At 62.7% G+C, this 21,408-nt stretch carries 20 protein-coding genes; 11 read left to right on the top strand and 9 right to left on the bottom strand.

The features are described 5' to 3' along the window. Nucleotides 1-27: 27 nt before the first annotated feature. From AC56QQ_RS04705 to AC56QQ_RS04680, 6 genes are all read left to right on the top strand, one after another. On the top strand, nucleotides 28-993 hold the full coding sequence (locus AC56QQ_RS04705; protein ID WP_497125756.1) for an HlyD family secretion protein: 966 nt from the start codon (nucleotides 28-30) through the stop codon (nucleotides 991-993). Further along, nucleotides 990-3,737: a ribosome-associated ATPase/putative transporter RbbA gene (gene rbbA, locus AC56QQ_RS04700; RefSeq protein ID WP_497125755.1), complete on the top strand. Its 2,748-nt coding sequence runs from the start codon at nucleotides 990-992 to the stop codon at nucleotides 3,735-3,737. Before AC56QQ_RS04705 ends, rbbA begins: the two co-directional genes overlap by 4 nt. Further along, a complete protein-coding gene (locus AC56QQ_RS04695) occupies nucleotides 3,737-4,864 on the top strand; it encodes an ABC transporter permease (protein WP_497125754.1) in 1,128 nt (375 codons plus the stop codon). The genes rbbA and AC56QQ_RS04695 overlap by 1 nt, the downstream gene beginning before the upstream one ends. 157 nt (nucleotides 4,865-5,021) lie before the next feature. Continuing rightward, nucleotides 5,022-5,219, top strand: a complete 198-nt coding sequence (locus AC56QQ_RS04690; RefSeq protein ID WP_497125753.1) for a hypothetical protein — start codon at nucleotides 5,022-5,024, stop codon at nucleotides 5,217-5,219. Between the two features lie 288 nt (nucleotides 5,220-5,507). After that, on the top strand, nucleotides 5,508-5,840 hold the full coding sequence (locus AC56QQ_RS04685; protein WP_497125752.1) for a hypothetical protein: 333 nt from the start codon (nucleotides 5,508-5,510) through the stop codon (nucleotides 5,838-5,840). Between the two features lie 18 nt (nucleotides 5,841-5,858). Further along, the gene (locus AC56QQ_RS04680; RefSeq protein ID WP_497125751.1) at nucleotides 5,859-6,332 is read left to right on the top strand and encodes a hypothetical protein; all 474 of its coding nucleotides are present in this window, start codon (nucleotides 5,859-5,861) and stop codon (nucleotides 6,330-6,332) included. A gap of 127 nt (nucleotides 6,333-6,459) precedes the next feature. Here AC56QQ_RS04680 and AC56QQ_RS04675 read toward each other — a convergent pair whose 3' ends face one another. The 5 genes from AC56QQ_RS04675 to recQ all read right to left on the bottom strand — a co-directional run bounded on the left by AC56QQ_RS04675 (nucleotide 6,460) and on the right by recQ (nucleotide 11,621). Then, on the bottom strand, nucleotides 6,460-7,107 hold the full coding sequence (locus AC56QQ_RS04675) for a response regulator (protein ID WP_497125750.1): 648 nt from the start codon (nucleotides 7,105-7,107) through the stop codon (nucleotides 6,460-6,462). Beyond that, nucleotides 7,104-8,495 carry a sensor histidine kinase gene (locus AC56QQ_RS04670; RefSeq protein ID WP_489858327.1) on the bottom strand — a complete coding sequence of 464 codons (1,392 nt, stop codon included), beginning with the start codon at nucleotides 8,493-8,495 and terminating at the stop codon, nucleotides 7,104-7,106. The genes AC56QQ_RS04675 and AC56QQ_RS04670 overlap by 4 nt, the downstream gene beginning before the upstream one ends. Before the next feature lie 287 nt (nucleotides 8,496-8,782). Beyond that, the gene (locus AC56QQ_RS04665; RefSeq protein ID WP_497125749.1) at nucleotides 8,783-9,253 is read right to left on the bottom strand and encodes a hypothetical protein; all 471 of its coding nucleotides are present in this window, start codon (nucleotides 9,251-9,253) and stop codon (nucleotides 8,783-8,785) included. A gap of 7 nt (nucleotides 9,254-9,260) precedes the next feature. Then, nucleotides 9,261-9,464 carry a hypothetical protein gene (locus AC56QQ_RS04660; protein WP_497125748.1) on the bottom strand — a complete coding sequence of 68 codons (204 nt, stop codon included), beginning with the start codon at nucleotides 9,462-9,464 and terminating at the stop codon, nucleotides 9,261-9,263. Nucleotides 9,465-9,776: 312 nt separating this feature from the next. Further along, nucleotides 9,777-11,621 (bottom strand): DNA helicase RecQ, encoded by a 1,845-nt coding sequence (gene recQ, locus AC56QQ_RS04655; protein WP_497125747.1) that lies wholly within the window; start codon nucleotides 11,619-11,621, stop codon nucleotides 9,777-9,779. A gap of 267 nt (nucleotides 11,622-11,888) precedes the next feature. Here recQ and AC56QQ_RS04650 point away from each other — a divergent pair, with 267 nt between their 5' ends. Both AC56QQ_RS04650 and AC56QQ_RS04645 read left to right on the top strand, forming a co-directional pair. Beyond that, the gene (locus tag AC56QQ_RS04650) at nucleotides 11,889-13,310 is read left to right on the top strand and encodes a coniferyl aldehyde dehydrogenase (protein WP_497125746.1); all 1,422 of its coding nucleotides are present in this window, start codon (nucleotides 11,889-11,891) and stop codon (nucleotides 13,308-13,310) included. A 164-nt stretch (nucleotides 13,311-13,474) separates the two neighbouring features. Next, complete coding sequence (locus AC56QQ_RS04645) at nucleotides 13,475-14,485, top strand: glycosyltransferase family 9 protein (RefSeq protein ID WP_497125745.1); 1,011 nt, start codon at nucleotides 13,475-13,477, stop codon at nucleotides 14,483-14,485. A 232-nt stretch (nucleotides 14,486-14,717) separates the two neighbouring features. Here AC56QQ_RS04645 and AC56QQ_RS04640 read toward each other — a convergent pair whose 3' ends face one another. Continuing rightward, entirely contained in the window at nucleotides 14,718-15,938 is a 1,221-nt protein-coding gene (locus AC56QQ_RS04640) for an AraC family transcriptional regulator (RefSeq protein ID WP_497125744.1), read from the bottom strand. On the opposite strand from AC56QQ_RS04640, the gene AC56QQ_RS04635 reads away from it, so the two are divergent. After that, on the top strand, nucleotides 15,917-16,369 hold the full coding sequence (locus tag AC56QQ_RS04635) for a cupin domain-containing protein (RefSeq protein WP_497125743.1): 453 nt from the start codon (nucleotides 15,917-15,919) through the stop codon (nucleotides 16,367-16,369). The genes AC56QQ_RS04640 and AC56QQ_RS04635 overlap by 22 nt on opposite strands. 92 nt (nucleotides 16,370-16,461) lie before the next feature. Next, complete coding sequence (locus tag AC56QQ_RS04630; protein ID WP_497125742.1) at nucleotides 16,462-17,229, top strand: outer membrane protein; 768 nt, start codon at nucleotides 16,462-16,464, stop codon at nucleotides 17,227-17,229. A gap of 219 nt (nucleotides 17,230-17,448) precedes the next feature. Here AC56QQ_RS04630 and AC56QQ_RS04625 read toward each other — a convergent pair whose 3' ends face one another. Both AC56QQ_RS04625 and uxaC read right to left on the bottom strand, forming a co-directional pair. After that, complete coding sequence (locus tag AC56QQ_RS04625) at nucleotides 17,449-17,787, bottom strand: cupin domain-containing protein (RefSeq protein ID WP_497125741.1); 339 nt, start codon at nucleotides 17,785-17,787, stop codon at nucleotides 17,449-17,451. Nucleotides 17,788-17,834: 47 nt separating this feature from the next. After that, complete coding sequence (uxaC, locus tag AC56QQ_RS04620) at nucleotides 17,835-19,244, bottom strand: glucuronate isomerase (RefSeq protein WP_497125740.1); 1,410 nt, start codon at nucleotides 19,242-19,244, stop codon at nucleotides 17,835-17,837. Between the two features lie 178 nt (nucleotides 19,245-19,422). On the opposite strand from uxaC, the gene AC56QQ_RS04615 reads away from it, so the two are divergent. Further along, the gene (locus AC56QQ_RS04615) at nucleotides 19,423-20,916 is read left to right on the top strand and encodes a mannitol dehydrogenase family protein (RefSeq protein ID WP_497125739.1); all 1,494 of its coding nucleotides are present in this window, start codon (nucleotides 19,423-19,425) and stop codon (nucleotides 20,914-20,916) included. 53 nt (nucleotides 20,917-20,969) lie between these two features. On the opposite strand, the gene AC56QQ_RS04610 is transcribed toward AC56QQ_RS04615, so the two are convergent. After that, the gene (locus AC56QQ_RS04610) at nucleotides 20,970-21,377 is read right to left on the bottom strand and encodes a F0F1 ATP synthase subunit epsilon (RefSeq protein WP_489858340.1); all 408 of its coding nucleotides are present in this window, start codon (nucleotides 21,375-21,377) and stop codon (nucleotides 20,970-20,972) included. Nucleotides 21,378-21,408: the final 31 nt, after the last annotated feature.

Here is a 21,408-nt window from a genome sequence, read left to right as displayed (position 1 = left end):
ACGAGTGTTCTGATCTTTGTCCTGATCTTGGCGGCCGGCGCTGGTGGCGCCTGGTACTGGTGGCAGAGCCAGCAAGGAAAGCTGCCGGATGGGCTGGTATCGGGCAACGGTCGGATCGAGTCCGATGAGGTCGACATCTCGGCGAAATCCGCCGGTCGCGTACGGGACGTGCTCGTCGAAGAGGGCGACCTCGTTTCCGCCGGGCAGATCCTCGCCCGGATCGATACCACGGAACTTCTGGCCGAGCGTGCCAAGTATGTCGCCGATCAGACCTCCGAGGAAGCTTCGATGCTCGAGGCGAAGGCGACGGTGGCTCAGCGGCAGGCCGAATTAATGCTCAAGGAGGCCAACCTCCGCCGGGCCCTCACACTCGTCGATACAGGCGCTCTCAGCCAGCAAACACGCGATCAGTACCAGAGCGAACGCGATTCCGCGCGCGCCATCGTTGAGGCCGCGGAAAAGAATGTGACCGCCAGGGAGCGCTCGATCGATGCGGCGAAAGCTTTGGTGGACCAGACCGATGCCCAGATCGCCGACGCGACCCTCGCAACACCAGTCAAGGGCCGCGTCCTCTATCGCCTTGCAAATCCCGGCGAAGTCGTCAGCGCCGGCGGCAAGGTTCTGACGATCGTCAATCTCTCGGAGATATACATGGAGATCTATCTGACCTCCGAGCAGGCCATGCGGGTTCCCGTTGGCTCGCAAGCTCGCATCCAGTTCGACGGCGCCGACTTCGCCGTGCCCGCCAAGGTGAGCTTCGTCTCGCCCGAAGCCCAGTTCACCCCGAAGCAGATCGAGACGCGCAGCGAGCGGGACAAGTTGATGTTCCGGGTCAAGCTGCGCATTCCGCCGAGCCTCGTTGACGATCACATCGAGCAGGTAAAGACCGGGGCGAGGGGCACCGGCTATGTACGACTCGACCCGAACCCGCCCGACTGGCCGGAGTCCCTGCAGAAACGTTTCCCCGGCGATCCCGTCGACGCCGGAGAATGACGATGGCGGCACCGGCTGGCCAGATTGCCCGGATCTCCGGCGTGACCCATGCCTACGGCAAGGTCCTGGCGCTGGACAACGTGTCGTTCGACCTGCCGAGTGGCCGGATGACGGGCCTCATTGGCCCCGATGGCGCTGGCAAGTCGACCCTGCTTGGTTTGATTGCCGGCGCGCGGAAGCTGCAGATCGGGACGGTCCAGGTTCTGGACGGCAGCATGGCCAATGCCAGACATCGCCGGGCGGTTTGCACGCGCATCGCCTACATGCCGCAGGGGCTCGGCAAGAACCTCTACCAGGAGATAAGCGTTGCGGAGAACCTTGCTTTCTTTGGCACGCTGTTTGGTCTTGCCGCGGCTGAGCGGGAGATGCGCATTCGCCAGCTCGCGGGCGCAACGGGACTGCTGCCCTTTCTCGACCGCCCCGTGGGGAAGCTCTCGGGCGGCATGAAGCAGAAGCTGGGACTGTGCTGCGCGCTCATCCATGATCCCGACCTCCTTATTCTCGATGAGCCGACGACGGGGGTTGATCCACTCTCGCGGCGACAATTCTGGACGCTCATCGCCGACCTGCGCCGCGAGCGGCCGGCGATGAGTGTCGTTGTCTCGACCGCCTACATGGACGAAGCCAGCCATTGCGATTGGCTGGTCGCAATGGATCACGGGAAAATACTCGCCTTCGGCACCGCCGACGAGCTCCGGGAAGCCACCGGCGAACAAGATCTTGAATCGGTCTTTGTCGCCTTGCAGCCAGGGCAAAAGAGCAAACAGGAGCGCTTTGTCATTCCGCCGCGCAAGCCGAGCGCCGAAGAACCGGTGATCGTGGCGAAGGGCCTGACTTGCCGCTTCGGCAAGTTCACCGCGGTCGATCGTGTCTCCTTCACCATCGAGAAAGGCGAGATCTTCGGCTTCCTTGGCTCCAACGGTTGCGGCAAGACCACGACGATGAAGATGCTGACCGGGCTGCTTGCACCGAGTGAGGGCCAGGCGGAGGTGTGCGGCAGCCCGGTCGACGCGAAGGATCTGTCGATACGTCGGCGCGTGGGCTTCATGACGCAGTCCTTTTCTCTCTACGGCGAGCTGACGGTCCGCCAGAATCTTCTTCTGCACGCCCGCCTGTTCCATCTGAGCAAAGCCGATGCTGCCGACCGCAGCGAAAAGCTCATTAAGGGGATTGGGCTGACCGACTACGCGGATGCCGACGCCAATTCCCTTCCGCTTGGTGTGCGCCAGCGCCTCTCGCTCGCGGTCGCGATCGTGCACGATCCCGAGCTCCTCATACTTGGTGAGCCGACCTCCGGCGTCGATCCGCAGGCGCGAGACGAATTCTGGCGGCTGCTGGTCGACCTGTCGCGAAGCCGAAACGTGACCATCTTCGTCTCCACGCATTTCATGAATGAAGCGATGCGTTGCGACCGCATCTCGTTGATGCATGCGGGTCGCGTGCTCGTGTGCGACGCGCCGGAGAACGTGATCGCCTCCAAGAACGGCGCCGATCTCGAAGAGGCCTTCATCGCCTATATCGAGGAGGCCGAGGGGTCTCGATCCGCGCCGGCCGCGCAGGAAGCTCCGTCGCTGGTCCGGCAGGAAGCGCGGGCCACTTCGCCTGCTCGCCCGCGCTTCCTGCCGCTGCGGCGCCTGTTCGCCTACACGCAGTGCGAGATGCTGTCGCTCATGCGCGATCCCGTCCGGCTCGCCTTCGCCTTCCTCGGCTCCTTCATCATCATGCTGATCTTCGGCTTCGGCTTGTCGAACGACGTGACCAATCTGACCTACGCGGCTTTCGACCATGACAACACACCCGAAAGCCGGGCCTATCTCGGCGGTTTCTCAAGCTCCAACTACTTTACGGAGCGGTCGCCGATCCAGAACGTGCAGGCGATGGAAGACCGCCTGAAGTCCAACGAGATCGAGCTCGCTATCGAGATCCCGCCGAACTTCGGCCGCATGGTGAAACGCGGCTCCGACTGGCAGGTCTCGGCTTGGATCGATGGCGCGAACACCACGAGGGCGGCGACCATCGAGGGATATGTGCAGCAGGCGCACGATCTCTTTTCCGAGCAGAGAAGCCGTGAGGCGAGCACCCCATCCACATCCGATCCCACCACGACCCTCCAGGTCCGCTACCGCTACAATCCGACAGCCGAGAGCATCTATTCCATCGGGCCATCGCTTCCGGCCATGCTGATGATGATGTTCCTGGCGATTCTGATGGCGGTGAGCGTCGCCCGGGAAAAGGAGATCGGCACGATCACCAATTTCTATGCGACGCCAACCACCCGGCTGGAATTCCTGATCGGCAAGCAGGTGCCTTATCTCGGCGTCGGAATGATCAATTTCGTCATCCTGACGGCGACCGTGCTGTTCTTGTTTGGGGTTCCACTCAAGGGCAACGGCATGGTTCTGGCCCTTGGCGCTCTGCTCTACACCGCGGCCGCCACTGGCTATGGGCTCTTCATCTCGACCCTCACCAGGAGCCAAGTGACAGCGGTCTTCGCTGGCGCGGTCTTGTCGATGCTGCCAACCATGCAATTCTCGGGGATGATGCAGCCCGTCTCGACGCTCGAAGGCGGCGCGCGCCTGATGGGCCGGCTGTGGCCGACGACCTACTACACGCACATGAGCGTCGGCGCCTTCACCAAGGGGCTCGGGCTTGGCGACATGATGACGGACCTCGTGGCACTCGCGCTGTTCCCCCCGGCCTTTCTTATGCTGTCGGTGATGCTGCTGAAAAAACAGGAGAAGTGATGATATCGAGCTTCTCCAACATCTTCTGGCTCGGCACCAAGGAGCTCCGGGCGCTTGCAAAGGACCTGACGATGATCCTCTTCATCATCTGGTCGTTTGGCTTCAGCATCTACTTGCAGTCGACCGGCGCCGGAGAGACTGTCAACAACGCCGCCATCGGCATTGTCGACGAGGACCAATCGCGGCTCTCTCGCTCGATCGCCGGGTTGTTCTATCCGCCGTACTTCCAGACCGTCAAAACCATCAGTGCCGCCGACATCGACAGGGCGATGGACGAGGGGCTCTACACCTTCATCGTCGTCATCCCCCCGGGATTCGAGAAAGACACGAGAAAGGGACGTGACACTGAAATCCAGGTGAATGTGGACGCCACAGCCTCGCAACAGGCTTCGCTCGGTGCCGGCTATATCCAGAACATGGTGACGAATGAGGTCGACCGCTACCGGAAGGATTTCGAAGCGACAACGGGGCGCTCCTCCGATCTCGCTATCCGTCGCGCCTTCAATCCTGACGGAACCCAATCTTGGTTCAAGTCGATTGTAAGCCTGGGAGATGAGCTATCGATGCTGGTCATCATCCTCACCGGAGCGGCGCTGTTGCGCGAGCGGGAGCACGGCACCATCGAGCATCTCCTGGTGATGCCCCTCACGGCATTTGAGATCGCGCTGGCCAAGGTCTGGGCGAACGGCCTCGTGATCATCGTCGCATTCGCCTGCTCATTGCTGCTGGTCGTGGAGGGAGCGCTCGACGTTCCAATAGCTGGCTCGCGCGGGTTGCTGATGCTTGGCACGACCATCTACGTATTTGCCGCCGCTGCCATCGGCATCTTTCTCGGTACGCTGGCGCGCACCATGGCTCAGTTCGCGCTGCTGATGATGATGGTCGTCATGCCGATGATGATGTTGTCGGGGGGCATGTCACCGGTCGCGAGCCAACCTCAATGGCTTCAGTACGTAACCTGGTTTCTGCCTTCCCGACACTACGTCAGCTTCATGCAGGCGATCGTCTCCCGGGGGGCGGATTTCACAATTGTATGGAAGGAGTTCGCGACCGTGCTGATAATGGGGATAACGTTTCTCGGAGCGAGCCTGCTCCTTTTCAGGCGCTCCATTGCGACGACACAGTAGGATCTTCGCCCGTGAGCATTACCGCCAGTCATTCGTCACGCGACTGCTCGTTTTTCCTTACACCGGGCCGCTGCCATCATAGGCGCTTGATCCAAGGCAAGGTCCGGCGGGCAGAACCCGATATGCTGGCAGCGTTCAACCATTGGATTCCATCACTATGAGTTGGCTCATTCGCATTCTCCTGGCTGGCGCTGGTGTCGTGGCCGGTTGGTTCATGCCGCGCGATCAGATCGGCTACACGATCATGCAGTTCGTGGTTTTCCTCCTGCTGATCTTGGCGGCCTCGGTTGTAGTCCTGTATTTTCCCAAGCTCCGCGGCATCTTCACTGGACCTCCAACCAAGAAGCCCGACTGATGCCAGCCGGCCGATGCGGCTTGCATGAAAGGCGTCGAGCCTGGTGGCTGGACTCGGATTGACTGCGGGCTGCCTGACGCCGAACTGACCTGCCCACCCGCGGAGCCGGCTAGGACGGCGGACTTAAGTCGGATGCCGGTGGCGAAAAAGTCCTATCAGGCAATGCATGGGTCTTGGGCCGCTTTCGTCGGGCTCAGTTCCGGCGGATGCTCCGCCTGTCAACAACGCCGGTTCGGGTCCGTTTTTTTCAAGCAGGACCTCCTACAGACCGGCATAAGGAGGATCAAGATGCGCAAACTACCCCTAACCCGACTGTGCTGGCTCGCCCTGCGGGCTTCCGCGGCGCTCGCGCTGACCATCGCGCCCTACCATCTCACCTTTGACGGCGCCGGTGTCGCGAAGGTAGTCTCCGCCAGCGCCTACGCCGAGAGTGAAGGTGGTGGTGGCGAAGGTGGAGGTGGTGGCGGCGGCGATGGTGGCCACTCCGGCGAAGGCCATGATGGCGGCGACGACGGCGAAGGCCATGATGGCGCCGATGACGGGGCAGGCCACGACGCTGGCGACGACAATGGTACCGATGCCAGCGACGACGACATCCCACCGCCGGTGACCACGCCCTAGCATGGCTGGACTGTAGACATGAGAGTGCCGTCGTTGACCCGAATTTGCTGGTTCGTTCTGCGGGCCTCGACGGCGCTCGTTCTTACAGTCGCACCCTATCACTTGACGTTTGACGGCACCGCCGGGATCGTTCCTGCCGATGTCCGCGCCGAGGATGATGGCGGCGAGAGTGAAGGTGGCAGCGGTAGCGGCAGTGGTGGTAGCGGCGGCAACAGCGGTAGCGGCGGCGGCGGCAACAGCGGCAGCGGGGGTAGCGGTAGCAACAGTGGTAGCAGCGGCAGCGGCGGTGGTACAGGTCCCAGCAACAGCCACGTCAATCCCGAGACAGGCGACAAGGTCAGTATTCACGGCAGCATCATCCAGGTTGTCCACCCCGATGGCCTCCGGGAAAAGATCGAAAACGGCCGCTTCGTGATGAAGGATGCGCTTGGCCGCACAATCGTCGAGCGCGCGGCGACTGCCGCCGATTTGGCCCGCCTGAAACGGTTGTGAGGCCCAACGGTTGTGAGAGAGCGGGGGAGTTTAGTAAGGCAACACTCGCTTCTCACCTCACCCTCGCCTTCGGGCGGGGGTGAGTTTTTGCGTCGATACGGATACCGGCCAGGGATCAGCCTCGCCCTCAGCCGGTGCGGTCCTTCGCCTCGTGCATCAGCAGCGCGGCCTCGGTGCGGTTGCGCACATTGAGCTTCGACAGGACCCGCGTCATGTGATGCTTGACGGTCTTTTCCTGCAGCGCAAGCCGCCCGGCAACCTCCTTGTTACTCAAGCCCTCCGCCACCAGCCGTAGAATCTCGGCCTCACGGTCGGTGAGCAGGCACAGCGGATCAACCCTGCGGGTGGCTGGCTGCAGCAGGTCCGACAGCAGTCTCGCCGACAGCGTTGGCGAGACATAGCTTTCGCCGGCAGACACGTCACGCAGGATTTCGGCCAGCATCTTGGAACCGACGCCTTTCAGCACATAGCCGCGCACCCCGGCATTGAGCGCCTGGGCAACGTCAGCATTGGTCTCCGATACCGTCAGCATGACGATTTTCTGGCCGGAATGCCGGGCCAGGATGCTTGCAGCGGCGGCAAGTCCGCCGCCCGGCATGCTGATGTCCAGCAGCAGTATGTCGGGGTGCTTGGCCTCGACCAATCGCTCGGCGTCCTCGGCGTTCGCGCCTTCGCCAACCACTTCGAAGCCGCCGATCTCGGCAAGGCTGCGCGCAACACCCTCGCGAAACAGGGGGTGATCGTCGACAATGGCAATGTGGATGATACCGGTCACGGCTGCTCCTCGACGGACAATGTGATCAACAGGCGCGTGCCTTTCGGGCCGGACGCGGTTTCGAAACGGCCGCCGATGCTCTCTATCCGCTCCCTCAGGCCGGCCAGGCCCAGGCCCTCGCTTCTTGCCGGATCGAACCCGGGGCCACCGTCCGACACTGTAACGAAAAGCTTGCCGGCTTTCGTCCCCGCCTTGACCGCCTGGTCCTTGCCTTGCCCATGGCGCCAGGCGTTGTTCAAACCTTCCTGGACGAAACGATAGATGCTGATCTTCTCGGAAGCGCCAGGTTCCGGCAATTGTGCGGGCAGCGCCAGCGAGACAGAACTCGCCGTGCGCCTTTCGTGCTCGGCCACCGCCAGCCGCAGGATGTCGGCCACCGCGGCCGTTTCGATCTGTGGCAACACCAGCCCGTTGCAGATGCCGCGGATCTCGCGCATCGCCTCACCGAGCGTCTTGTGGATGCCGGCCACCTCGGCTTGGCGCTGTTCGGCCGAGGCGTCGGGATCCAGTAGCAGCGGGCTGTCCATCCGGAGCGCGGCCAGCGCAACCAACTGGGCCGGCCCGTCATGCAGGTCGGCGCCAATGCGCCTGAGATATCGCTCGTTGATGGCGGTGGCGCGGCGCGAGGCACGCTGGACGCGCTGGCGCAGCGTCGAGTTCTGCGACAGCAGCGCCTGCAATTCTGCAACCTTTGCTTCAAGCGCGGTTCGCTGCGTCTCGATGGTGCGGCTGCCGCGAAAGACGATGCCCGAAAGAAGTGCGAGCGCCGCCGCCGTGGCGCCAGCCACCACCAGCCAGCTCGACCACAAGGCGGCGTTCAGCGTCAACTGGAAATCCTCGGCCACTTCGTAGAATTCGGAGACGGCGACGACATCGCCAGACCAGGGTTCGCGCACCGGATTGTAGATTTCCAGCAGCGGCACGCCGATGCCCTTTTCCCTTCTGCTTTCGGCGTCGTCGAGTTTGTTGAACTCAGCCACGACATTACCGTTGAAAGCGTGATCGAGGTTGGCGTTCGGCTCGAAAACCTTGCCGATCAACGTCTTGTCCTTGGCGTAGAGAACCGTGCCGTCGCGCCGCCACAGCTTGAACGAGGCCAGCCGCTTGCCGAGCGCGCCCTGGTCGAGCGTTTCGTCAAGCGCCTGTTTGACGCTGTCGCTGAGCTCGCGGCTCTTGCGCATGTCCGGCAGCAGCGGCGCGATCACGCTGTCGACATAGAGCGCCGTGGTGGCGGCGGAGTTGCGGATGACGCCTTGCCGTATCTGCGAGGTCACCCACAGTCCGACCACCAGCATCACCGCCAGCAGCCCGACGCCGCCGGCGACAAGGAACTGCAAGGCCAGCGAAAGCCTGTTCCAGCGACGTATGAAGTCCTCAACCAATCGCACGATCCATCCTGACGGCGGCGATCATAGAGATTATGCAACGCGTGCGACATTGGGCTTCAGTCTTGCCTTGCACAGGACTTTAGCCCGGCTCTGGCGGTCAGGCGATCGAGGGGGAAAGTCGAGGCCTGCCATGGCGTGGGAATGATTATGGAGAATCTGCGGTGCAACCATGGCTCGGCTGACAGCCATCGATGGTCAATCCGGAATGCTGGTGGAAATCGAGCTGGTTGACGACAAGGTTGGTTTCCGGGCGATCCAATTCGAGCGCCGGGTCGACCTGGCGATCATTAGCGTGGCCTTTTGTCGGAGACGACGACGAGCCTTCCTCCGGCATTTTGGCACCGTTTGCAGACCAACTTCGATGCCAGTCGCCTTTCGGTGATGAAATCGTAGTGCGTGCCGTAGATCTCGATCAGACCATCGAGCTCGAGCGCACGGAGATGACCGCAACGGAGATTGCCGCAATATACGCTGAGGCCCATCCCCTGGTCGCGAAGCTCGCCAAGCTTTTTGGGCTGGGCGATCGGCAGAACAATAGCTGCCGGCGCCGCCGAATTTGCGACCGCCACAAGGACAGGCCTTCGAATCTCCGCCCGGTCAATGGCGCTTATCGCCTGGACGGCTTTGTCTTCGGCGACGCCAATGAGTGAGTCTATACCCTCCATTGATTTGGTATGGCCGCTGATGAACAAGGCCCTGCGCAGCACGTGCAGCGCATCTCTCGTCTCACAGAGTGTCGTGCGCAGTGTGAGGGGCATTTTGCCCTCAACTCTTCATGTTGCTGTCGGGAAGAAAATCCGCGTCGACCGCCGGCACAAGGAAGGCTCGGCGGGCGTCCCCTGTGCCGTAACAGCCAACGCTTCCCTCGACCGAGGCAGCCAGCGCAGCCAAAAACGTCGGGCCGCCGGACGGCCCGTCGTTCGCCAGGGCTCCAGCCAATTGGGGAAGCGTCCCCAGGACCGAAATCATGCCGTCATGGCTCTTGGTGGGATTCACAGAAAATATAGAGGTCAAGCTATTTGTCATTGCACAGCTCTCTTTGGGCATGAGAATGATAATCGCCCTCAACCATCAGCGAGTGCTAAATTTCTGATGGCAAATCTATTTCTGCACTTAAACAAAGTGCCGTCTATTAACTATGACATACCGGGCGCACAAAACAGTCTTTTAATTTTGAATCTCAATTTACATGAACGCATGGCAAAAATAAGTGTAGGCGCCTCCTGACCGACAGGCGCCGCTGACGAGACCGCGTTTTCGCCCCCGCTGCGCGGTCGCCTTTCAGACCGATCCGTCGGACTGGTGCGCGGCGATTGCACTCAGGAAAACCTGGCCGAACTCCTTGAGCTTGGCGGCGCCGACACCATTCACTTCGGCGAAGGCGTCGAGATCGCGCGGACAGCGCTCGGCCATGTCGATCAAGGTTCGATCGGAGAACACCACATAGGCCGGCACCTGGCGTTCCTTGGCGAGACGCAGGCGCAACGCCTTGAGCGTGGTCAGCAGCGAAGCATCCAGGCCTTCGGTATCCACGGCGGAACCCTGGGCGGAACGCATCTTGCCGCGCAAGGCTCGGCTGCGCACCTCGACGCGATAGTGGAATGGGACCTCGCCACGGTCGAGCGCATGGCCGCCGTCGGAGATGGCGAGGCCGCCATGGCCGGCCGGGTCCGGTGCCAGGAACCCGCCCGCGACCAGTTGCCGGATCAACGACAGCCAGAAATCCTTCTTGTGCGCCACACCGCTTCCGAAGCCGGCCAGCCTCTGGTGGCTCCTCGCCAGCACCTTCTCGGTTTCATGGCCGAGCAGGATGTCGATGACATGGCCCGCACCGAAACGTTCACCGCTCTGCGCGATCGCCGCCAGGATGATCCGCGCCTCCGGTCCGCCATCGGCGCGCGGCGCCTGGTCGAGGCAGTTGTCGCAATTGCCGCAAGGCTGCGCTTCCTCGCCGAAATAGCCAAGCAGCACCTGGCGGCGGCATTGCGCCGTCTCGCAATAGCCGATCAGCGTGTCGAGCCGTCGATGCGAGCGCCTTTTGTGCTCTACCGACGCCTCCTCGTCGTCGATGAACAGCCGCCGCATGCGGATATCGCCAAGACCGAACAGCATATGCGCCTCGGCCTCCCGCCCGTCGCGACCGGCACGGCCGATTTCCTGATAGTAGGCTTCGAGGCTGCCCGGCATATCGGTGTGGAAAACAAAGGCGACATCAGGCTTGTCGATGCCCATGCCGAAGGCGATGGTCGCCACCATGACAACGCCGGACAAGGTCATGAAAGCGTTTTGATTCGCGTCACGTGCGTCCTTGCTCATGCCGGCATGATAGGCGAGCGCGGTGACGCCGTTCTTCTCGAGGAACGCCGCCGTCTCCTCCGTCTTCTTGCGCGACAGGCAATAGACGATGCCGCTGCGGCCTTGATGGCGCCCGACGAAGTTCAGCAACTGCCGCTTGCCGTCCTGCTTGGCTTCGATGGCAAGCTTGATGTTCGGCCGGTCGAAGCCAAGCACCAGGGTTTCGACGCGCTCGGCGAACAGCCGTGCCTCGATGTCGGTGCGCGTGCTTTCGTCCGCTGTCGCCGTCAGCGCGATGATCGGCACCTCAGGAAAAATGTCGCGCAGCCGCGACAGGTCTTCATATTCGCGCCGGAACGCCGGGCCCCATTGCGAGATGCAATGCGCCTCGTCGACGGCGATCAGGCGGACGTCGAGCCTGGCGAGCGCCTCCAGCATCCGCTCGGTCATCAGCCGCTCCGGCGCGAGATAGAGCAGGCGCGTCTGGCCCGAAGCCACGCGGCGCCAGGCGGCGATATTGGCATCGCGCTCAATCGAGGAATTGATCGTATCGGCCGCCACCCCGGCTAGGCGCAGCGCGGCAACCTGATCCTGCATCAGCGCCACCAGCGGCGAGACGACAATGGTGAGCCCGCCCAGAACCAGCGCCGGAACCTGGTAGCAGAGCGATTTGCCCGCACCCGTCGGCATCACGGCCAGCACATGACGCCCGGCCAGCAATGCGTCCATCACGTCGGCCTGGCCGGGACGAAAATCATCGAAGCCGAACACATCCTTCAGGACGCGCCGCTTGGGGTCCTCGGCCGGAACGCTCATCGCGGATGCCTGCATCAGGCGGATACCGGGCTAGAAGCGATTTTTCGGAGGTTGGAGAGGATGTGAAAACCGATCAAGATACTCTCCGCGTGGCGCCTTGCAGTAGCGCAGCCGTCATCGAACCACAACAAGAACAAGCCTAGGCAGGGATCACCAGACTGCGAGAAGCGCTGAGGATTGGCCTGCTCGGCGAGCCGCGCCTTCCCCAGCGACACCTGCATCCCGCTGGATTCCTTCACGCGTCGCGATGTAAGCTTGACCCGACAATGCAGGGAGAAGGCAATGCTGCAGACCAGACAGGATGCTCTCGGCGAGCGGTTCCAGTTGCAGCGCGCGGCCTTCGAGGCGCAGCCCTTTCCGGATTTTGGCGTCCGCAAGGACCGTCTGCAACGCCTGTTGGCGCTCACCGAGCGGCATGAGGCTGACATCTGCGCGGCGATCGACGCCGATTTTGGTGGCCGCTCGGCACACGAGACGCGCCTGGCGGAACTGTTTGTCGTGCGTGCCGGCATCCGCCACGCGCTTTCCCATCTGAAGGGCTGGATGCGGGAGCGTCGTGTTGCCACCACCATGCCGTTCCTGCCGGGCAGAAATCGTCTCGTGCCGCAGCCGCTCGGTGTCGTCGGGGTCGTATCGCCCTGGAACTATCCCTTCCAGCTCGCTGTCGCGCCGGTCACCGCGGCACTCGCCGCCGGCAACCGGGTGCTCGTCAAGCCGTCCGAACTGACGCCGGCTTTTTCCGCGCTGCTGGCGCGACTGGCCGGCGAGCATTTCGCGCCGGATGAGCTTAGCGTCATCGCCGGCGACGCCGAGGTGGGAAAGGCTTTCGTGTCAATGCCGTTCGATCATTTGCTGTTCACCGGTTCGACCGCGGTCGGGCGCCAGGTCGCGATCGCGGCCGCTGCCAATCTGACCCCAGTCACGCTCGAACTCGGCGGCAAGTCGCCAGCAATCCTCGATCCCTCCTGCGATCTCGATGCGGCGACCTCCAGCATTGCCTATGGCAAGCTGTTGAATGCCGGGCAGACCTGCATCGCGCCGGACTATCTGCTGGTACCGCAGGGACAGGCAGGCACCATCGCCGCGAAGCTCGCAACCGCAATAGCGCGGCTCTACCCGACCTTGCGCGAAAACCCGGACTATACCGCCATCGTCAGCGACCGGCACTACCAGCGTCTGCGCGGCATGATTGCCGAGGCGCGTGATGCCGGCGCCGATGTCATCGAGGTCAACCCGGCCCGTGAAGAGTTCGGCCCCACGAGCCGGAAGTTGCCGCCGACCCTGATCAAAAACCCCGGCTCAAACCTGCGGCTGATGCGCGAGGAGATTTTCGGCCCGGTGCTGCCGATCGTCGAATACGCCACCCTCGACGACGCGATCGACCACGTGAACCGGGCGGACCGGCCGCTGGCGCTCTACTGGTTCGGGCGCGACAGCGGCAACCGCCAGCGCATCCTGCGCGAGACGGTCGCCGGCGGCGTCACCATCAACGACTGCATGCTGCATCTGGTGCAGGAGAACCAGCCCTTCGGCGGTGTTGGCGCCAGCGGCATGGGCGCCTATCACGGTGAATGGGGTTTTCGCACCTTCAGCAAGGAGAAGCCGGTTTTCCTGCAGTCCCGGCTGAGCGCCGGAGGGCTTCTACGTCCGCCTTATGGCAAGACGTTCGAGCGGATTTTCCGCCTGCTCCGGCAAATCACCTGACCGAAGCCTATCCGTCGGAACCTGGCCGGGCGCAGGCGCGCAGATCGTCTTTGACTTGCCAGGAGGGCTTCAATATCAGGCTTGACGATCGGAACAGGATGCTTCCGATCGGGCCATCCATTTTCACGCCTTCGTCGAGCGACCTACGGATTGTGCACCCGGACATGGATTCGACCGCCCCTCTGCTGATCTTCTACGCCCGCAACGACGCGCTTGGCGACGGATTGCTGCGGATACCGGCATTGCGCGCGGCGAGAACAGCCTTCCCGCAAAGCCAGATCGTTTATGGCAGCATACGCAGATCCTCGCTCACGGGCGTATTGCGCAGGCATGCCGCTGCCCTCGTCGATGACTTCAGGACGATTGTGCCGCTTTCCGCCATTCTGGCCGAGTTCGCGACGCCGGGCAGGCCAACGACGGTCGTCGACTTCCGCACCGGCGTGCCCAGCCTGATGGCGACCAGACTGCGGCTTGTCGGCCGCGGCGTGCGCTACGAGCCCAATTTTGCCGGTTATCTTCTATCGCCGCGTTGGCGTACCAAATGGACTTTGCGTCCCGAACACAATGCCTGGCGCTACCATCGGCTGATCGAACGCCTGGCCGGCCGGCACCTGCCATTCGACCACAGGCTCGATGTCCCACAAGCCGCCCGCGCCCTGGCGCATCAGCTTCGCGGCGTGGACGACCGTCCGCTCATCCTTCTTGGCGGCAACGCCAAGAGCAACAAGTTCATGAGCGAGGCCCAGATATCAGCCATATCAGGCAATCTCATTGATGCTGGCTATCGGGTGATCTATCTGGTGACTCCCGGCAACGGACCGACGTGGCAGACCCTTGCCGCCAAGGAACCTCGTTTAGCCGTGGTCGGTCCGGATCTTGGGCTCGATACCGAGGCGTTCGGCGATCTGCTGCTCGCGCTCGGCGAGATGGCGGCCGCCTATGTCGGCATGGAAGGCGGTCTTGGGCACCTGTTCGCCGCGGTCATGACCCCGACGGTGATCGTCAACAACAGCGCCAACATGGAACGTTGGCGGCCGCTGTCGAATATGGTCGAAGTGGTGACGGCGCCGAGGCGTGGCGGATCGGCTGATATCGCCAACACGCCGGTCGAGGCCATTCTCGAAGCCACCCATCGCTTGCTGGCCACCAGCCGTCGCGACCACCCGGCGCGTTAAGCTTATATTCACCATGATCCGGCAGGTTTCCAATCCTGCGGTTATGTCTTGAGTACCGCGGCGCCACGGGCGCCCAGGCAACTGCCCGCGCCTCTCGGGAGGCGCGGGTTTTGTCATTTCCGAATGGCCGCGAAGCGGCGGCCGCCCGCTTCCAGTGCCTGACACCGTGCGCATACCGGACGGAACGATGAAGCCGCCGCCGGACTCGAGGATTTCTATCCGGCCGTCTATGTCACCTCGAAGCGGCCCAGGGTGAAGCAGTTCCTATGGCAAGATCCGCGGAGGAGCCGGTCCGTTCTCGCCATTTTCCCGGCGTGATCCCGGTGACGCGTTTGAAGGCGCGACTGAACGCAGCCTCGGATTGATACCCCACACCGGCAGCGATACTGGCGAGACTTTCGTGACCGAAACGCAGACGCTCGCCAGCCAGCTGGATCCTCCAGCTCGTTACGTATTCGATCGGCGGGCGGCCGAGCAGCGCATTGAACCGCTCCGCGACGATCGTGCGCGATGAGCCAACCTTGTCGGCAATCTGACCGACGGTCCAGTGGCGCGCTGGGTCGGCGTGGAGAAGCTGCAGCGTCCTTCCGACAATCGGATCGTTGAGCGCCGCGAACCAACCCTTTGAGCCGGGTGGAAGCCGGGCAACATGGCGCCTCAGCAGTTCGACGAACAAAAGCTCCATGAGCCGTCCAAGCATCGCCTGCGAACCCGGCGCCGCCGCCTCGACATGCAGATCGATTTCGCGCACGGTTGAGGCGATCAGGGCGCCAACCTTGTCGTCCGACATCTTCTCGACGATGAGCGCCGGAAGCGTGCGGAACACCGGCGCGAACAGAAATTCCGAAGACTCGAGGAAGCCGCAGACCATGCGCAGTTCGTCACCGCCGCCGCCATAGTTGACAGTCCACATCCCTTCGATCCGACCAGGCTGAACGATTTGTCCGGCTTCGGCCATCACCAGCGGTTCGCCCTTCCAGATCTTGTGATGACCGGCGAATGGCAGGAACAGCAGATCGCCAGCAGTGACTTCTCGCCGCTCGCTGTTTGCGGCCTCGAAAGTGCAGTTGCCCGTCACGACAAAATGGAAAATGCTGATATGGCGCAGGTGCGCCATGGGGGCGGACGGGTCATAGTATTTCGGGGCCACGACGCCGAACGGCGCGCTGAAACAGGCATTCAGAAAGACGGAGCCCGTCAGTCTTACGGCTTTCAGCATTTCCGACAACAGGTCCGGCCCGGCAGGAGGCCCGTGATCCGGTGTTCCTGCATGTAAATCCGATGTTGCAATCATTGTTGAACCTCGAGTCAGGCGTCTACATCTCCAAACGCTGCGGCTCAACCGATTAGTCCCCTTCCGATGGCCTGACCTTGTCATCCGTCGAGCCCAGCGAAACGCGACCTTTCTGCGAACCCAATGGAGATACCGGGATGTTGAAACTTGCCTGCACACTTGCACTTCTGCTCGTTGGAACAGCGCCCTTGCTTGCTGATGACATGCCAATGAATGCCGACAGCATCAAATGGGGACCCGCTCCTGCTGTCCTTCCAGCTGGCGCACAGTTCGCGGTTGTTGCGGGCGATCCGTCAAAGGACGGCATCTATGTGCTGCGGCTGAAGATGCCCGCAGGCTACAAAATTCCCGCCCACAACCACCCCACCTCGGAATATGTGACGGTGATTTCCGGCAACTTTCACATCGGAATGGGCGACAAGCTCAACGAGGCGAAGGGTATCGAACTGACGGCCGGGGGCTTCGGCGTTGCCCCGACGGGAATGAATCACTTCGCGTGGACGACAAGCGATACGATTGTCCAGGTCCACGGCGAAGGTCCCTTCGCGATCACCTACGTCAACCCGGCGGACGATCCGAGCAAGAAGTGACAATTCACTGGTCGTAAGACGCCCCATCGGACGTCGATACCAGTCGCGCATCGACGTGCGCCAAGCTGGCGTGAATAGCGAAGTTCAATGCATTGCCGAAGCGCGGCAATAGTAGCTCGTTGCTGGGCAGCATCGTGTGCCCACTGGCTATTTCTGCGCCACTCAACGTTTCCAATTTTCAGGGAGTTACGATGAAGAAAACGATTTTGATCACAGCTGCAATGATTTTCATGACGAGCTCCGCCTTCGCGGCCGACGCCGTCATCGATGGCGAGTCAGCGCCGGTTGAAGCGGGCTTTACCTGGTCTGGCCTCTATGCCGGCATTCACTTCGGTTACGCCGCCGGAAAATCCGATCTTTTCATCGGTGGCGTTGGCACCTCCATTGATCCGGACGGTTTTATTGGCGGCATCCATATCGGCGTCAATCAGGAAATGGCGAACCGCTTCGTGCTTGGTGTCGAGGCTGACGTCACGGACAATAATGTGGACGGGCTGACGACCCTCGACAATGTGTTGCTCAAGAACGAACTCAAATGGTCGGGTTCGGCGCGGCTGCGGGCCGGCTACGCTTTCGATCGGACTTTGCCCTACATCACTGCCGGCGTGGCCGCGGCCAAATATGAGTTGACTGCATCCAACGTCGGCGCCGTTGAAATACCGCTCCACGACGAAACCCATATTGGCTGGACGGCTGGAGCTGGCGTCGAGCATGCCTTCACCGACAAATGGATCGCTCGGGTCGAATATCGTTATTCCGACTTCGGCAGCAAGGACCTCTCGGCAGCGACTGGATTGGTCAAGGCGGACGTTGATCTCCAGACGCACGATATCCGGGCCGGCCTCAGCTACAAGTTCTGATCCGCATCCTTCCCACCAATGCCGAGCCGGCCACCGCACCGCCTGTTTTCACCATGATGGGGCAGGTTCGTATCCCTGTGGTGCTGTTTGGAGTCTCGCGGCGCAAAAGCTGCGCAGGCAGCAGCCCGCGCCTCTACGGAGGTGCGGGTTTTTTCGTTTGCGGGATGTGCTGGACCAAAGCGGCGTGGGCACCTCCCGGCGTGCATGGATTCCGTGCGATCAGGCGAGGAAATCGGCCCGGTGCGGCGTGAAACTGTCGACCAGCCGCCCTGCCTCCAGTGCCTTGACGCCGTGCACCAGACCGGACGGGACGATGAAGCTGCCGCCGGCTTCCAAAATCTCGGTCCGGCCGTCGACGGTCACCTCGAAGCGGCCTTCGGCGACATAGCTTGCCTGGACATGCGGGTGCGAATGCAGGGCGCCGACGCCACCCTTGTCGAAGCCGAACTCGACCATCATCAGTTCATCGGTGTGCAAGAGAACACGTCGGCGATTGCCGTCCGGCGTCGCCGTCCAGGCACCCTCGCCGGCATGCGCGAAAATCCTTGCTAGCGTCATCGTCCCCTCCTCATGGCGCCAGGCAGCCGAGCCCGCGACATCACATTTCAGAGCCGATAGGCTTTCTTGGCGAGCGTATAGGCCAGTTCCCGTGCCAGCTCATGCGCCTCGTCTTCGCGCAGCCTGTGCTCGGCGACGAGTTTGGCCAGGAAAGCGCAGTCGACCCGGCGCGCCACGTCGTGGCGGGCCGGAATCGACGGAAAGGCACGGGTGTCGTCGTTAAAGCCGACGGTATTGTAGAAGCCGGCCGTTTCGGTGGTCATCTCGCGAAACCGGCGCATGCCTTCCGGGCTGTCGTGGAACCACCACGCCGGGCCGAGCCTCAGCGCCGGGTAGACGCCGGCCAGCGGCGCCAGTTCGCGTGCATGGCTGCTCTCGTCGAGCGTGAACAGGATGATCGTCAGCTCGCGCTCCAGCCCGACGCAGTCGAGCAGCGGCTTGAGCGCCGAGACATAGTCCGTCCTGGTCGGAATATCGAAACCCTTGTCCCGGCCGAATCTCTCGAAGATGGCGCGCGAGTGGTTGCGCTGGGAACCGGGATGGATCTGCAGGACCAGCCCGTCATCCCGGCTCATCTTGGCCATCTCGGTCAGCATCTGGGCGCGAAACAGCCGCTTCTCGCGCTCGTCGTCCGAACCATGGCGAACCCGATTGAACAGCTCTTCGGCCGCCGCATCCGAAAGATTGGCGGTCTCGGCCGTCGGATGACCGTGATCGGACGATGTCGCGCCAAAGCTTTTGAAGAAGGTGCGCCGCTGGCGATGCGCGTCGAGATAGCCGGCCCAGCGGCCCGTGTCGCAGCCGGTGATCTCGCCGAGCCGGTCGAGATTGGCTGAAAACCCTTCGAAGTCGGGATCGACGACGGCATCCGGCCGGTAGGCGGTGACGACCCGGCCCTGCCAGCCGCTGTCGCGGATCATCTGGTGCCATTTGAGATCGTCGAGCGCGCCTTCCGTCGTCGCGATCACCTCGATGTTGAAGCGCTCGAACAAAGCGCGCGGGCGGAAATTCTCCCACTGCAGCAGCGTCGCGATGGCGTCGTAGTGGCGGTCGGCCGTCGCGGCGTTCAACGGCTCCTCGATGTTGAACAGATGCGCCAGCACATGGTCGAACCAAAGCCTGGTCGGCGTGCCGCGGAAGAGGAAATAGCTTTCGGCAAAGCGCCGCCAGATCGCCCGGCCGTCGGTCTCCACCGGTGCGCCGTCCAGCGTCGCCACGCCGAGATCCTCGAGGCGCACGCCCTGGCTGAACAGCATGCGGAAGATGTAGTGATCCGGCACGATGAGCAGTTGCGCCGGATCGGGAAACGGCTCGTTGAGCGCATACCAGCGCGGATCGGTGTGGCCGTGCGGGCTGACGATCGGCAGATCCTTGACGCCGGCGTAGAGGTCGCGGGCAAGCGAGCGCGAACGCGCCTCGGATGGAAACAGCAGGTCCGGATCGGTCAGCGCGACCATGGGAAAAGCGGCTCCTTCCAGATTGGTTATCGGTACGTTCGGCCAGAGGCGATGTCAACGTAGTCTCCGAAACAGGCATCCTTGCGGCAGGCCGAAACAGGTGTTACGCCGCTTGTCATCCGCCGCGCCGGGATATCTCCATGCCACGCTGCCCAAACCCCCTAGCTCCCGCAATGCGATGACCAGAAGCCATCTGTCCGACACCACGCTGCAACAGTTGCCCAGGGGGGTCGCAATTCCGGGATACGACCGTAGCAAGGTCATCCCCGGTATCGTGCATCTCGGCGTCGGCGCCTTCCACCGCGCCCATCAGGCGGCCTATGTCGACGACTGCTTGGCGGCGGGGGACATGGATTGGGGCATCGTCGGCGTTTCGCTGCGCAGCGCCGATACGCGCGACGCGCTGTCGCCGCAGGATGGGCTCTACACGCTGGCGATCAGGAGCAGCGGCGAGGAGAAACTCCGCGTCATCGGTTCCATCGGCTCAATGCTGGTGGCGCCGGAAGACCCGGGCGCTGTGCTCGCCGCGCTGACCGATCCACGCACCCGCATCGTGACGCTGACGATCACGGAAAAGGCCTATCTGAGGGCAGCGGGCGGCGGACTGGACACCGCTCATCCCGATATCGTCCATGATCTGGCGAATCCGCAAATGCCGAAGACCGCGCATGGTTTTCTCGCCGAGGCGCTTGCCCGGCGGCGCGACGCCGGCACGCCGCCCTTCACCGTGCTTTGCTGCGACAACCTGCCGGCCAACGGCGCCACCCTGCACCGGCTGCTGACCGAATTCGCCGAATTGCGTGATGCCAGGCTCGACCAAATGGGAGATGCCAGGCTCGCCAATCACATAGCCAACCAGGTCGCGTTTCCGTCGAGCATGGTCGACCGCATCGTGCCGGCGACCACCGACGCCGACCGGGCAAGGATCGCCGTCGAACTCGGTGTCGAGGACGCCTGGCCGGTGATGACCGAACCGTTCTGCCAGTGGGTGGTCGAGGACCGGTTCCCGGCGGGACGACCGGCCTGGGAACGATTCGGCGTCACCATGGTCGAAGACGTCAGGCCGTTCGAGGACATGAAGCTCAGGCTGCTCAACGGCGCGCATTCCGGGATCGCCTATCTCGGCCTGCTCAGCGGCCACGCCACCGTCGACCGCGCCTTCGCCGGCCCGGCGATACGGGCCTTTGTCGATGCACTATGGGCCGAGGCGATCCCGACGCTGCCGGAGGGCGCCGGGCTCGATACATCAGCCTATACGGCCGAGCTTGCCGAGCGTTTTTCCAACACCGCGCTCGCCCACCGCACCGCGCAGATCGCCAATGACGGCAGCCAGAAACTGCCGCAGCGCATCGTCGCATCGGCCATCGAGCGCCTCCATGCAGGTGCCGCGCCAAGCCATCTTATGCTGGTGGTGGCCGCCTGGATCGCGGCCTGCGAAGCGCGTGGCAAAGCCTTGCCCGAGGCGCACTTCACCGATCCGCTCGACGTGCCGATGACAGCAATCTGTGGCAGCCGCCTGTCGGCCGCTGAGACTGTCGCCGCGGTGTTCGATCTGGCCGGCTTTGCCAAGGGGGAGCCAGGGCGCGAAAGATTGATGGAGCTCACAGCCAACCATCTCGAACAGTTGCGCCGTGGCGGACCGGCGGCTGCTTTCGCTGCATTGGGCAGCTAAACAAAAAAAGCGGGGCAAGCCCCGCTTTTTTCAATCCACGATCGTGACCCAGCTCAGGCCGGCATGATGGCGCCTTCCAGCGTCGTGAGCTGGCTGAGGAACTGCTCCGCCTTGCTGCGGGTCTGGTCGTCCTTGGCGTCGGCGGCGTCTTCCTTGGCTTCCTGGATGCGGCGCGCGAGATCGGCACGATCGACATCCTTCACCGCGACAGCCGATTCCGCCAGCAGCGTGCATCCGGCCGGGACGATGTCGGCGAAACCGCCGAACACGACATAGCGCTCTTCGCCACCCGACGCGGTCTTCACCGTGACGACACCCGGCTTGATGGTGGTCATGACCGGCGCGTGATGTGCCATCACGGTCATCTCACCTTCGGCGCCTGGAATGACGACGGACTCGACCTGCTCGGAAACCAGCAGGCGCTCCGGCGAAACCAGTTCGAATTTGAAAGCTTCAGCCATGATCAAATTTAGTGAGTAGGGAATAGGAACT

This window comes from Mesorhizobium sp. RCAM 05099, from assembly GCF_059683685.1.
This window is presented reverse-complemented; position numbering and strand designations above follow the sequence as displayed.

What these genes read in the sequence shown, in the direction of transcription:
- rbbA (WP_497125755.1), top strand. Translation starts at nt 990, where the DNA reads ATGACGATGGCGGCACCGGCTGGCCAGATTGCCCGGATCTCCGGCGTG.
- AC56QQ_RS04695 (WP_497125754.1), top strand. Translation starts at nt 3,737, where the DNA reads ATGATATCGAGCTTCTCCAACATCTTCTGGCTCGGCACCAAGGAGCTC.
- AC56QQ_RS04690 (WP_497125753.1), top strand. Translation starts at nt 5,022, where the DNA reads ATGAGTTGGCTCATTCGCATTCTCCTGGCTGGCGCTGGTGTCGTGGCC.
- AC56QQ_RS04685 (WP_497125752.1), top strand. Translation starts at nt 5,508, where the DNA reads ATGCGCAAACTACCCCTAACCCGACTGTGCTGGCTCGCCCTGCGGGCT.
- AC56QQ_RS04680 (WP_497125751.1), top strand. Translation starts at nt 5,859, where the DNA reads ATGAGAGTGCCGTCGTTGACCCGAATTTGCTGGTTCGTTCTGCGGGCC.
- AC56QQ_RS04665 (WP_497125749.1), bottom strand. Translation starts at nt 9,253, where the DNA reads ATGCCCCTCACACTGCGCACGACACTCTGTGAGACGAGAGATGCGCTG.
- AC56QQ_RS04660 (WP_497125748.1), bottom strand. Translation starts at nt 9,464, where the DNA reads ATGATTTCGGTCCTGGGGACGCTTCCCCAATTGGCTGGAGCCCTGGCG.
- recQ (WP_497125747.1), bottom strand. Translation starts at nt 11,621, where the DNA reads ATGCAGGCATCCGCGATGAGCGTTCCGGCCGAGGACCCCAAGCGGCGC.
- AC56QQ_RS04650 (WP_497125746.1), top strand. Translation starts at nt 11,889, where the DNA reads ATGCTGCAGACCAGACAGGATGCTCTCGGCGAGCGGTTCCAGTTGCAG.
- AC56QQ_RS04645 (WP_497125745.1), top strand. Translation starts at nt 13,475, where the DNA reads ATGGATTCGACCGCCCCTCTGCTGATCTTCTACGCCCGCAACGACGCG.
- AC56QQ_RS04635 (WP_497125743.1), top strand. Translation starts at nt 15,917, where the DNA reads ATGTTGAAACTTGCCTGCACACTTGCACTTCTGCTCGTTGGAACAGCG.
- AC56QQ_RS04625 (WP_497125741.1), bottom strand. Translation starts at nt 17,787, where the DNA reads ATGACGCTAGCAAGGATTTTCGCGCATGCCGGCGAGGGTGCCTGGACG.
- uxaC (WP_497125740.1), bottom strand. Translation starts at nt 19,244, where the DNA reads ATGGTCGCGCTGACCGATCCGGACCTGCTGTTTCCATCCGAGGCGCGT.
- AC56QQ_RS04615 (WP_497125739.1), top strand. Translation starts at nt 19,423, where the DNA reads ATGACCAGAAGCCATCTGTCCGACACCACGCTGCAACAGTTGCCCAGG.
- AC56QQ_RS04610 (WP_489858340.1), bottom strand. Translation starts at nt 21,377, where the DNA reads ATGGCTGAAGCTTTCAAATTCGAACTGGTTTCGCCGGAGCGCCTGCTG.